This is a genomic window from Roseivirga sp. UBA1976 (assembly GCF_002336325.1).
GTDB classification, from domain to species: Bacteria; Bacteroidota; Bacteroidia; order Cytophagales; family Cyclobacteriaceae; genus Roseivirga; species Roseivirga thermotolerans.
Genome location: NZ_DDDQ01000136.1, coordinates 1 through 12,121 on the forward strand (window position 1 = coordinate 1; position 12,121 = coordinate 12,121).

General features: G+C 44.7%; 8 protein-coding genes. 1 reads left to right on the top strand and 7 read right to left on the bottom strand.

The annotated features are described in order from the left end of the window. Positions 1–266: 266 nt before the first annotated feature. The 7 genes from B3763_RS13435 to B3763_RS13465 form a co-directional block, all read right to left on the bottom strand. On the bottom strand, positions 267–2,687 hold the full coding sequence (locus B3763_RS13435; RefSeq protein ID WP_286747229.1) for a DUF3536 domain-containing protein: 2,421 nt from the start codon (positions 2,685–2,687) through the stop codon (positions 267–269). 9 nt (positions 2,688–2,696) lie between these two features. Then, entirely contained in the window at positions 2,697–4,643 is a 1,947-nt protein-coding gene (gene glgB, locus B3763_RS13440) for a 1,4-alpha-glucan branching protein GlgB (protein ID WP_286747231.1), read from the bottom strand. After that, positions 4,640–6,271, bottom strand: a complete 1,632-nt coding sequence (locus B3763_RS13445; RefSeq protein WP_286747233.1) for a hypothetical protein — start codon at positions 6,269–6,271, stop codon at positions 4,640–4,642. The genes glgB and B3763_RS13445 overlap by 4 nt, the downstream gene beginning before the upstream one ends. Before the next feature lie 3 nt (positions 6,272–6,274). Then, the gene (locus tag B3763_RS13450; RefSeq protein WP_286747235.1) at positions 6,275–8,218 is read right to left on the bottom strand and encodes an alpha-1,4-glucan--maltose-1-phosphate maltosyltransferase; all 1,944 of its coding nucleotides are present in this window, start codon (positions 8,216–8,218) and stop codon (positions 6,275–6,277) included. A 297-nt stretch (positions 8,219–8,515) separates the two neighbouring features. Further along, positions 8,516–9,151 carry a hypothetical protein gene (locus tag B3763_RS13455; RefSeq protein WP_189629661.1) on the bottom strand — a complete coding sequence of 212 codons (636 nt, stop codon included), beginning with the start codon at positions 9,149–9,151 and terminating at the stop codon, positions 8,516–8,518. A gap of 209 nt (positions 9,152–9,360) precedes the next feature. Beyond that, positions 9,361–10,527: a DUF2911 domain-containing protein gene (locus B3763_RS13460; RefSeq protein ID WP_286747236.1), complete on the bottom strand. Its 1,167-nt coding sequence runs from the start codon at positions 10,525–10,527 to the stop codon at positions 9,361–9,363. A 70-nt stretch (positions 10,528–10,597) separates the two neighbouring features. Beyond that, positions 10,598–11,137, bottom strand: coding sequence for a DUF4442 domain-containing protein (locus tag B3763_RS13465; protein WP_286747238.1), 540 nt, complete (start codon positions 11,135–11,137; stop codon positions 10,598–10,600). Between the two features lie 19 nt (positions 11,138–11,156). Between B3763_RS13465 and B3763_RS13470 the strand changes: the two genes are divergently transcribed. Then, positions 11,157–12,121: NAD(P)/FAD-dependent oxidoreductase (locus B3763_RS13470; RefSeq protein WP_286747240.1), on the top strand; the 965-nt coding region annotated here is incomplete at its 3' end.

Below are 12,121 nucleotides of genomic sequence, written 5' to 3' on the forward strand. Positions count from 1 at the left end.
ATACCGGATAAAACAGGCCTTTTTGAGAATTTAAGGCCTGTTTTTCCGGTATGACGTTCCTTTCTTACATCGAACTCAGGTTAATTAACAAAAGCTCGATTGCATATACACAATGTGTATACCTGGAACGGTAAAAGTGAAATTCTGACCCTAATGAACTGCCCCGTACTTGCTCGTCTGGTCAGGCAGGCTTAGGGTTCCTTTAAAAAGGCGGATTGTTAAGCTTCAGCTCTCGAATTATCTAATTTTCAGTAGAAATTTTAATCTTATCGGGCCACCTGCTGTTTTATGTAGCTTAGGTCCATGTTGATTTCCCGGGCTATTTCTTCCAGCGTGTCCATCAGGCCATTGTCATTCTCGGCAATCGGTCTGTTTTTTGCGTAGATCGATCTGCTCAATTCGAACACACTGTTTTGCAGGTTTACCAAAATGGGGTTTAGCTTCACCTTTTTATATAGCCGAATGGTGGCCAAAATGTCTTTAAGAATTTGTTGATTGGAAAGATCGAACAAAAACTCGGTGAACATTTCGTAGAGTTTATCATTGAGTCGGGCATTCAGCAGGTCTTCGTTCAGTTTTATATTCCACTTGAGCACTTCGTCACACAGTTCGTCCATTTTTTGAATGCTGAAATGGCCGTTGCTAAGCAGGTCTTTGAACTCAATATTAATTACGTCTTCAATATTCTGTTTGAGGGTTGGCGGAATTTGAAGGTTTTCTACCTTCATTACATTCAGAATGTTGTAGTTGCGATCGTAGATTTTTCTATAACTATCATAGGCCAGTTCTTCGCTTTGGGCCAGGTATTGATTCACGAGTTTCATTTGCTCGTCTTTGAACATACCAAAGAAGGAGAAGGTGTGGGTTTTAAAGCTGGCTTTGATAATGTCTACCACCGAGGCTACGTTGCTGCGTTCGAAAGCTGCATTGAGGGCATCGGAGATAGGAACAAATTCTTCGGTAGAGAGTCTTCTGGAAGTGCCACCTATGAGGTGGTGTTGCCCCAGGTAGAGCACCACAAAGCTAAATTCCTTCTTGGAGGTGGTTACCTTAGATTTCACCTGAGTGGTGCCGTAGGCGAGTTTTTGCATTCCTGCACTTTTGCGCTCAAAGAATATGCTGTTGCAGTCGTAATTGAGCACTGTAAGGCTTTGAGGATAGTCTGCAAAAAGAGAGGCTACCGCATAGTGCATTCCTACCTGTGTAAGGGAGAGTTGGTAAGGTTTTATGTGTTTCAGGTAAATGTCTTTTCCCGTTCCCTGGCCCGGTACGTTGCTTTCGGCTTTGGCAAGGTCTTCCAGTAGTTGGTCTTCAAACCTTACCTCCGACTCGCTTTCGCCCAACTGAATGGCACGACAGGCATATTGCAGTATCTGTAAGGTTTCAATACCTGAAATATCGTTGAAGAACCAACCACAACTGGTATACATGAGCATGGCATTGCGCTGCATTTCCAACATGCGCATGGTGTGTGTGCGCTCTTCATCGGTTAGTTTACGACCTACATGCCGTTTCAAAAATTTGTTTAGGTTGGGTTTAGACCTATCGAGAATTACTTCGATGTACTCATTGCGCATGGCCCAGGGATCTTGAACCAGATTGCTTAATCCGTTTTCGAAAATAGCGATCATGGTTTGGCGGGCATTGTCCAGTGCCTGACGCAATGGTTCTCGCCACTTCTGATGCCAGTGTCCTTCGCCACCGGTATGGCAGCCGCAATTAGATCGCCAGCGTTCTACTCCATGTACACAACTCCAGGAGCTGTTTTCATGAATTTGAACTTCATGTTCGGGCTCAAACATAGCCAGGTATTGGGCATAATTGGTCAGCTGAGTCAGTTGGTTTTCTTCGATATATCGCAGACAGTAGGCCAGGGCCATGTCTCCATTTTTGTGGTGGTGGCCATAGCTTTCTCCATCGGTGGCTATGTGTACCAATTCACGCTTCTGGCCTCTATAGCCTTCCATAAGGTCTTGGGCAAAGGCTTTTCCGTTGCCTAAAACTCCCTTGAAAGCTACATTCTGAGACCTGGAGCCATCGTAAAAATAGAGTGCTATGCGCTCACCGTTGGGCAGTTTATACCAATAATGTTGGTTAGGGTCAATGCCTTCTGTCCAGTTGTCTTCTCCAATTTTTCTAAAACGGGCGGCTTGTCTGGGTGCGAGAAGAGTAAATTTTATGCCCTGGGCAGCCATTATGCTCAATGTTTCTGTGTCAACAGCGGCTTCGCCCAACCACATGCCTTCCGGGTTTCTCCCAAAGCGTTTTTTAAAGTCTGCAATGCCCCAAATAATTTGGGCTTCCTTGTCGCGCCTGTTGGCCAAAGGCATAATCATATGGTTGTATACCTGCGCCATGGCCGAACCATGGCCACCAAAGTTTTTCTGACTTTGCTTATCGGAATCGAGTATGGCCTGGTAGGTAACGGGGGCGTGTTGCTCCATCCAGGAGAGCAATGTTGGTCCAAAGTTGAAACTGATTTTGGAGTAGTTGTTGACTATATCTATAATCTTTCCCTCGTCATTGAGCACTCTGGAAAAGGCATTGGGGTAGTAGCACTCTCTGGTAATGCGCTCGTTCCAATCGTGGTAAGGGAAAGCACTGGGTTGAATTTCAATTTTTTCGAGCCAGGCATTTTCTCTTGGGGGCTGATAGAAATGCCCGTGAATACATAAATATTTTTCCATGTAGCAGACCTACTTCTTCTTGTTGATTTTCTTAGTGCCCTTTGTGGGCACTTGCTTTAAAATAATGACCGAAAGCGGAGGTAAGGTAAGCTCCAGCGAGTTTGGTCTTCCATGGTGAGGGTGTGCTTCAGAAACCAGTTCTCCGGCATTGGAAACTCCGCTACCCCAGTAGTCTTTGCTGTCGGAGTTGAAGATTTCCTGCCAGGTGCCGCCATTTATGCCAATGCGGTAGCCGGTTCTTACCACGGGGGTAAAGTTACAGACTATGGCCAGGTTATCAGATTCTTTGTGGCCTTTTCTGAGGTAACTAATTACTGAATTGTGGTAGTCGTTCAGTTCAATCCACTCAAACCCTTCGGCCGAAAAGCTGTGCTCAAAAAGGGCCGGTTCTTGCCGGTACAATTGGTTGAGACTTTGGGTAAGTGCCTGAATCCCCCGATGCGGAGAATGGTCTAGTAAATGCCAGTCTATTGAGTAGTCGTGCTTCCACTCTGTGGTTTGACCTATCTCTCCTCCCATAAACACCAGTTTGGTTCCGGGGTGGGTATACATATAGGCATAGAGCAATCGCAAGTTGGCAAAACGTTGCCATTCATCGCCCGGCATTCGGTCAATTAATGGCCCCTTTCCATGAACTACCTCATCGTGAGAGAGGGGAAGCATAAAGTTTTCCGTAAAGGCGTAGTTCAGGCTAAAGGTTATGTTGTTTTGATGGTATTGTCTGTAAAAAGGGTCTTTTTTGAAATATTCGAGTGTGTCGTGCATCCAGCCCATCATCCATTTCATGCCAAAACCCAGGCCTCCAATATAGGTTGGGCGCGAAACTGATGGCCATGCGGTAGACTCTTCGGCAATGGTTTGTACGCCTTCAAAGTTTGCATAAACGTATTCGTTAAGTTCTTTAAGAAAAGAGATAGCCTCCAGATTTTCGCGCCCCCCGTACTGATTAGGAATCCACTCACCTTCTTTTCGCGAATAGTCAAGGTAGAGCATAGAGGCTACGGCATCTACCCGAAGACCGTCTGCATGGCACACATCTAACCAAAAACCGGCACTGCTAATGAGAAAAGCACGCACCTCGTTGCGGCCATAGTTGAAGATATATGAACTCCAGTCGGGGTGATATCCCTGCCGCGGGTCGGCATGTTCGTATAAGTGGGTGCCATCGAACGTATAAATGCCGTGTGCATCGTTGGGGAAGTGGGAGGGAACCCAGTCTAGAATTACCCCAATTTCTGCCTTATGGAAGGCATCTATCATGGCCATAAACTCTTCGGGGGTGCCGTAGCGAGAGGTCGGGGCAAAATAGCCCGTACACTGGTAGCCCCATGATCCAAAGAAAGGGTGCTCCATAATGGGCAGAAACTCAACATGAGTATAGCCCATTTCTTTTACGTAGTGTACCAATTCTTTGGCCAGCTCATTATACGTAAGCGATTGGCCATTGGCCTTGCGTTTCCACGAGCCCAAGTGCACTTCGTATACAGCGTAGGGCCTGTTGAGCGCATTGCGTTCTTTGCGGGCTTTCATCCAGGCCTTGTCTTTCCACTTATAATTGGCTTCCCATACCAGAGAGGCTGTTTTGGGCGGAACTTCCCAATGTAGGGCAAAGGGGTCGCCTTTTTCCAGTACTTGTCCTTCTTGGTTGGAGTGTATCTTGTATTTATATACTGTGCCTTTTCCTATACTCTCTACAAAACCTTCCCAAATTCCGGTGCCGTCCCAGCGAGGGTAAAGTTCGTAGCCTTCACCGTTCCAGAAATTGAAATCACCAATTACCTGAACCTTACGGGCATTGGGAGCCCAAACCGCAAAGAGAGTCCCTTTTTTGCCTTCATATTCGATGATATGCGATCCCAGCTTTTCGTATAGTCTAAAGTGTTTGCCCGACTTAAACAGGTCGCTATCAAAATCGGTCATTAGCGAATGAGCACTTACGTATTGATGTTCTTTCATGATAATTCGTCTAAAATCTGCTTTATTCCTGTTAGCGGAATTATTACCCAATCGGGCCTGGCCTTCAACTCATAGCCTATTTCATATACTGCTTTTTCCAGCAGATGGTATTGCAGCAGGTATCGGATTTCGCTTTCGTAGCCAATGTCCAGGTTATTGGCCATGGCCTCTTTTACATAGCTATTGAGAAAAACTGCCGAGAGAGCTCTGTAGTACTTTTCACCTACCAAAAAGCGATCTTCAACAGACAGCTTATGTTTGGATTTTTCATCGAAAATAACCGCGTAAATACCGTAGTGAAACGAACGAAGCATACCGGCTACATCTTTAAGCGGAGTTTGCTTAACCTTGCGATCGCGAATGGTGCTTTCCGGTTCGCCTTCATAGTCAATTATGTAGAAGTCGTCATTCGGGGTCATAAGAATCTGCCCCAGATGCAAGTCGCCATGTATACGAATGCGGCTGGAGTTGAGTCGTGTTTCTTCAAAGGCCAGAAACTGGGTAGTAATTTTTTCTCTCGATGCCACAAACAGTTCGGCATATTGACGCGCAAGGCCTTTGAGTTTACTCAGGTTTTCTTCAACCAAAATAAAGCGGGCATTGAGTTGGTAGATGATTCTGTTTTTGAGCCATACGGTGTAATCGCCATTGAATGGAATAGGGTTAAACTTGGTGTCTACTTTGTTGCTAAATAGGGCAATGTGCATTTGTGCCACTCTAAGGGCCATGCGTTCTACTTTTTGCAATACATCGTCACCTATGAGCAAACGAAAGTCAGACCTGAGGGCCTCTGTTTCTCTAAGCTCGAAATTGGGAATGTCTTCGATGTCTTTGGGGGCAATTGAGGTGGCTTCAATACGTTCAAAATACCCCTTCATCATGTCGAGGGTATGGTTCCATGCTTCGCCCACATTATCAATGCGTTCCTGAATTATACCTATGGAAAGTACGGCATATTGATTTTTAACCCAGCTTATACTACCACCATACTTCGGGCTGTTTTCAAAATGGCTCTCATCAGATAGAAACTTGGTAATTTCCAGATCGGGATTGGCATCTTGAAAAAGTCTTCTGTAGGCCTTAAAAAAGTATTTGCCGTTGTATTCTATGGAGGTATTGCTTTGGTCGAAGCCCATTACTTTGGAAGATTCATAGGGAGGGCTATTGCGCAATACTTTGCCGCGTTCAAAGCTTAGCTTGGTGTGGCCATCGGTTATACTTTTCTGGGAGAGGATTTGATGGTACAGGGCTTTTCGAAATGGTTCGAAGTATAGCGCATCAACAATAACTCCTTCATGCGCTTCTATTGAAAGGGAATGAACAATGGCTATTTCATGATCTACCGCTGAACGGTCTTTTACAAAAGCCAGAGTCATAAAATAATACTCGGTGAAGCCTGCTGCAAAGTTGACCTCAATGGTAATGAAGAAGGCCGTTTGGTGGTTGGTAATAGAGAAAGGCATGGCCATCTCTATCCGGCAGGTTTTTACCTTTTGACTTTTGGCCGCGTACCACCGCGTACCCATCATGTAAGAGGGTAATATTTCGCTACTCAGCTTGTGCCGAAAGCTATCGTTCCGAAAATGTTCGGTCCAGGCGGTATCGAAGGATGTGGTGGTGTTGGCCATGGCTTAGTAGTTGATGGTAAATATGTGATAGGGGAGTTGGTAAGGATCCAACTCCACATAGTTCCATTCCTGGTTCCATATGTAGCTATTGCCCGTAACCAAATCGGTTACCCGCATGGGGTGCGTGCCGCCAATACCCATTTTGTGCCTGGGTACCTGCACCCAACCGCTTTGTCGGTTGTAGGGGTCAAGATTAACCACGCAGAGTATATGATCTTTCTTGTCTTCGCTTTGTTTGAAATAGGCCAGAAGCTGGCCATTGTCTATGGTACAAAAGTCTATGTTGTTGGTATAATGAAAAGCCTTGTGGTCTTTCCTTATTTGGTTTATTCTGGCGATCAGTCGGGTGAGTTTATTGGTTTTGGACCAATCCCAGTGCTTCACCTCATATTTCTCAGAGTGCAAATACTCTTCTTTGCCAATAACTGCCTGGTGCACAATCTGCTCATACACGGGGCCATACATGCCAAAGTTGGAGCTAAGTGTGGCGGCCAGCATGTGGCGAATAATATATAAGTTCTCATTGCCTCCTTGAAGAATCCACGGGTTAATGTCGGGGGTGTTGGGCCAAAAGTTTGGTCTGAAGTAGTCTTTCATGTGCCCCCTGGTGAGCTCGGTCATGTACTCAATAAGCTCCTGCTTGTTATTGCGCCATGTATAATAGGTGTATCCCTGAGTGAAGCCAATTTTAGCCAAACGTTGCATGGTTTTAGGTTTGGTAAAGGCTTCGGAAAGAAAAAGCACATCGGGGTCTTTCTTCTTTACTTCCGCAATGAGGTACTCCCAAAATCCAAATGGCTTGGTGTGTGGGTTGTCTACCCTGAAGATTTTTATACCCAACGCATTCCAGTGGAGTACAATGCTTACAAATTCATCCCACATGTTTTCCCAATCTTCCGATTCGAAGTATATGGGGTAAATGTCCTGATACTTTTTGGGCGGATTTTCCGCATACTGTACGGTTCCATCAGGACGCCATTTGAACCAGGAAGGGTGTTGTTTTACATAGGGGTGATCGGGAGAGCATTGCAGTGCAAAATCCATGGCTATTTCAATACCATGTTGGGCGGCCGTTTCAATTACTTTTTTAAAATCATCGAAGCTGCCTAATTCGGGTAAAATATCCTTATGTCCTCCAGTGGTATTGCCAATGGCCCAGGGCACTCCCACATCATCGGGTTGAGCGGTGGTAGAGTTGTTTTTACCTTTTCGGTGGTTGGACCCAATAGGGTGAATGGGTGGGAAATAGATTACATCGAACCCCAGTTTAGCCACATACGGAATCACGTCTAAACAGTCTTGAAAGGTGCCGTGCTTACCCGGCTCTTTGGCCGTGGAACGTGGAAAAAATTCATACCATGTGCTAAAAAGCGCTTTCTTACGATCTACGTAGAGGGGTAAGTTCTTTTCGTAGGTAGTAGCAAAGGTTTTAACCGGATTATGGAGGAAAATGGAATGGAGTGTTTCCGATCTTGCTTCTTCTATGGCCTGCTGGTAAGCCTCGGGTTTTTGGAAGATTTCAATGAGTCCTTCCAGATAGGTTGCATTTTTTTTGTCTTTCTTTTTGGCCTCTTTCAGGTACTGAATTCCATCCAGAAGTTCTACGTCAACATGTTGGTTATCGGCTATTTTGCGCTCGATGTTGTGTTGCCAGGTGAGCGGATAATCTACCCAGGCTTCTACGGTATAGAGGTAAAGCCCTTGTTTGTCTACCTGAAATTCCCCTACCCATCGGTCGTTGTCGCGATGTTGCATGGAGGAGTATTTCCATGTTTTGGCTTTCTCGTGTTTGTATTTGATATGGGCATTGAGCACATCGTGTCCATCGGCCAGAATATCGGCCGAGACTTCGAACACTTGGTCTACCACTCGTTTGGCGGCATGTTGCCCGCAATTGATTTCAGGGGAAACGTTTTCGATGACAACACGTCTTTGACCGGATTTCATTTTATGATTGTTTTTTGGTGTAAATGAGGCGAAGTAGTTAAAACTCAAAGGGTATTGGCCTTTATGCCTTAATGAAAATAAAGAAAAATATATGGGCTTATCAAACGCCCGTAGCCTAATTCTGATGCAAACGGTTGCTCTCTTTTGGTTGTGCTTTTTTACTCGTGCACAGGGTTGAGGCCGACTTTTTTTGTGGCTAAATTCAAAGAGCCTTAGGTGATGAGACAGCAGGATAAAAAAAAGCTAGCCCATCAGGCTAGCTTTTTTTGTGATAAGTGTTTAGGTGTAAGGGTGTTTTTAGCTCCACTTGAGAGCAATTTTTTTAATGTCTATATCCCACGAGTTCTCTGCCTCTTCTTTGCTGCTAAGCTCGCTTCGTATCTCTTGCCACAGGGCCTTGTTTCCGGTGAAATAGGAGGCCTTGGGCACTATATCGTCTTGCAAGGCTATGCGGTTATCGTCCGCGTCTTTGAGGTTGTTGTTCCAGTCCAGCTCATTCACTTTGTATTTCATTCGGAATAATTCCAGAAACACCTTTTTGATTTGAGCATTACTGTCGGTAAGCTGTATTTGAGCAAAAAAGAGCTGGTCTCTGTAAAGGTGCATTTGAAGTATACACTTAATGCCCTTCACATTAAGTTTATAGAAGAGCGTAATCTGAGTATCGAGGGGGAGACCCTTTTTTTGTGCAAAGTTTGGCTTGCCAAACAGCCTTCTTATTTCTTTTTGGGTTTTGCCAAATTCTACTCCATAAAACCTAATGTGTTTTTCTGTAGAATAGCTTTGGTTGGTGTCTCGGCTATGAAAGTTAAAGGCCGATGAAACATTGAGGGCATTTCTGGACTGGTAGAAGTCTTCCTTGCCCAAATAATAGAGCTTTCTCCTTTTCCTGCTGCCAAATAATGACAAGAAAGGCAAACTATCAGTTCGCATAACATTTAGTGTTTAGGTGGTGTTTGTTCGTTAAGAACAAGGTGAAGTTAGAAAAACTAGCGAGAAAAAAATAATCTGTAGCAACATAAAAATCGGCTTTTAGAAAGACTAAAAGCCGATTTTTAGAAGGGATCAGATGGAAAACAGTTGTCAACGGCAAAAAAATGTATTTATAAAAAATACTACTTTTTTTGGCCCTTTTATTCTTCTTATCTAAAAGTGAAATTTACAAAATAAATTGTCCTATCCCATAAGAGTTCTAAACTGCCTCCGTCTTTGGTTTCTACCACCTGGATAGTAAAGTCTTCAATGGTTTCAGCATTATTTTCGCGTTGCATGGGTACTCTCATAAGGTCTCGTGATTGATCGTAGGCTTGGCCGTTTTGTCCGGTTTGTTGGTTAATGATGAGCGTGCCACCTTCTTCTTCAGGAATGGAGAAAAGGGTGTATTCTCCGGCCGGAATTTTTTGCCCGTTTATGTATAAGTCTTTGCTTGTAGAAAAGTGGCTGGCGGCATTGGCTCCGGTTCTCCATACTTTGCCATAGGGTACTATGCCTCCAAAAATTTCTCTTCCACGTTTTTGAGGAGAACCGTAGGTCACTTTAAAGTCGGAGCCGCCAAAGCTAAATTCGGCTTCGCGTGCTGGTGATAGAGTGCCAAATGGAGAGCCTTTTTCGTCTATGGCCAAATATCGCTTGGTCAGTGCATCAAAATCTAGTTCGGCCACGCGCTCAACAATCAGTTTACGTGTTGTTTCTTTGGCGTCTAGCTCTATCAAGTCTCCTGATGCATTGGTTTTTACATACATCACTCCGCGGCTGGGGTGTCTGAGTGTGTAATTGTTGGGTTGGGTACGGTGAATAATAAAGTCTGAAGCTCTTCTGCCTGTAAGCAGGTATTGATGAATGGAATCGGCAGCCGAGTTATTGGCTCTATTGAAGGCTATGTCGTACGGCCAATGCACCATGTCTATGAATGGCAGGTATGTGCCGTCATTGGCCATAGAATATGTAACCGCACCGTTGCGTCCCTGAGCAGTTATCTTAAGGCTATCGCCACTGGCACTTATTTCCTGAACAACACGGCCTTGTTCCGAATTAGAAAAGTCATCTTCGTAGGTGGTGGCTTCCATGGCAATGAGGCGGTTGCTATCGTCCCACTCTATGCTGTAGCTGGTGAGGCTGATTCTCGGACTCCTCAATACCACATCGGCCTCTAACTGGTGGCCAGACTTACTAATTCGCTCAATGGCCAGGGTGTCGTTGCCCAGTTTAGTTACCAAATAGTAAGTGTTACTTGCTTTACTGTCTGTTGAACCGGGCTGGCAGGCTATTATGAGCAAGCCAGCCATTAATGATAGAATTACTTGTTTCATGGGGTTAATGGTCAGTTTCCATGAAATTAGTTGGCGAGAGGTGCTTCTGTAACTTCTTTTATATCAGTGGTTAAACCTTAGTTTTTACTTTAGACCACTCTTTTATTTGCCAGTAAATTCTGCCGGTAGTCAGGTGGTTTCCTTCTTTATCATGAGCCTTAACCTCGCAACACACCACCACGGCTTCATTTTTTTCTAAAGGGGTAATGACCTCTTTTTGCAGCCATTCCTGGCTAATGGCAAAACTTACGGTGGTTTCCATCTTGGCTTGGTAGTGATAATCCATTTCCAGCTTTTGCATTATAACTCTATACTTTTTAGCCCCCAGACAATTGAGCAGTACCAGTCCGGTGGAGTATTCGGAGGCTGTGGCTAGAGCACAGGCGTGGATTCCTTTTATATGATTGAAGTTGGCCCTTTTGTACGGTATATGAATGTCTACGCCAAAATCGGTTAGCGACTTAATACGAAAGCCATGAGGTTTGTTGAAGGGAATCATTCGAGCCAACCCAAAATTGAGTAGTGAAAGATGTTTTTTAGAGGTTTTGGCTTTCGCCATTAGAGTAGCCGTATCGAACATGGGTAGAAGAGTTTGTTTTAATTTATACATTCTTGCTTAATTTCCGCGCATGTTGAGTTTTTGGGAGTCAGATTTCTATACTAGTTATGATCATATAGTGGTAGGCAGCGGTATTGTGGGTTTGTCTACTGCGCTTTCTATTCGGGAAAAACTACCCAATGCCCGTGTACTGGTGCTTGAGAGGGGACATTTTCCAACCGGAGCAAGTACTAAAAATGCAGGGTTTGCCTGCTTTGGTAGCCTTTCTGAGATTGCGGCTGATTTGGAAAAACTTTCTGAAGAGGAAGTGTTGAAATTGGTTCAACTTCGGTGGGAGGGGCTTCAACTGCTGAGACAGAGGCTGACCGATGAGGCTATCGACTTCAGAAATTATGGAGGCTATGAGTTGCTTCGTGCCAATGAAGTAGGAGTACTGGAACAAATGGATAGGGTAAATACTCTGCTTAAGCCCCTGTTTGGTCAGCCGGTCTATTCGTTGGTCAATGAACGGATTGAGTCTTTTGGTTTTCCTAAAAGCCGGGTTGAGGCTCTTGTTTTCAACCCTTTTGAAGCTCAGATTCATTCAGGGCGAATGATGAAACGACTTACGGCTCTTGCGACCTCCAAAGGAGTGGAGGTGATGACCGGTGCTCAGGTAGTTGCCTTTGAGGAGCAGTCGGGTTGTGTAGAGGTGGCGCTGGCCAATGGCCCTAAGTTGAGGGCTGGGCAGTTGGTGTTTTGCACTAATGCTTTTACCCGATATTTCTTTCCCCATGCCGATCTGGAGCCGGGAAGAGGAGTAGTGTTAGTTACTCAGCCAATTGAGGGGTTAAAGCTCAAAGGAACTTATCATTATGACGAGGGCTATTACTATTTTAGAAACTATGAGAACCGGGTTATTTTTGGAGGAGGAAGAAATCTCGATCTCAAAACAGAAAACACTACTGATTTTAACATCAACGATCGTATACTCAACCAACTGAAATCGGATTTACAAGAACTTATATTGCCGGATACCCGCGTAGAAATAGATAG

Excerpts from the sequence above, each read along its gene's own strand:
- B3763_RS13435 (WP_286747229.1), bottom strand. The coding sequence starts at position 2,687 with ATGGAAAAATATTTATGTATTCACGGGCATTTCTATCAGCCCCCAAGA.
- glgB (WP_286747231.1), bottom strand. The coding sequence starts at position 4,643 with ATGAAAGAACATCAATACGTAAGTGCTCATTCGCTAATGACCGATTTT.
- B3763_RS13445 (WP_286747233.1), bottom strand. The coding sequence starts at position 6,271 with ATGGCCAACACCACCACATCCTTCGATACCGCCTGGACCGAACATTTT.
- B3763_RS13450 (WP_286747235.1), bottom strand. The coding sequence starts at position 8,218 with ATGAAATCCGGTCAAAGACGTGTTGTCATCGAAAACGTTTCCCCTGAA.
- B3763_RS13455 (WP_189629661.1), bottom strand. The coding sequence starts at position 9,151 with ATGCGAACTGATAGTTTGCCTTTCTTGTCATTATTTGGCAGCAGGAAA.
- B3763_RS13460 (WP_286747236.1), bottom strand. The coding sequence starts at position 10,527 with ATGAAACAAGTAATTCTATCATTAATGGCTGGCTTGCTCATAATAGCC.
- B3763_RS13465 (WP_286747238.1), bottom strand. The coding sequence starts at position 11,137 with ATGTATAAATTAAAACAAACTCTTCTACCCATGTTCGATACGGCTACT.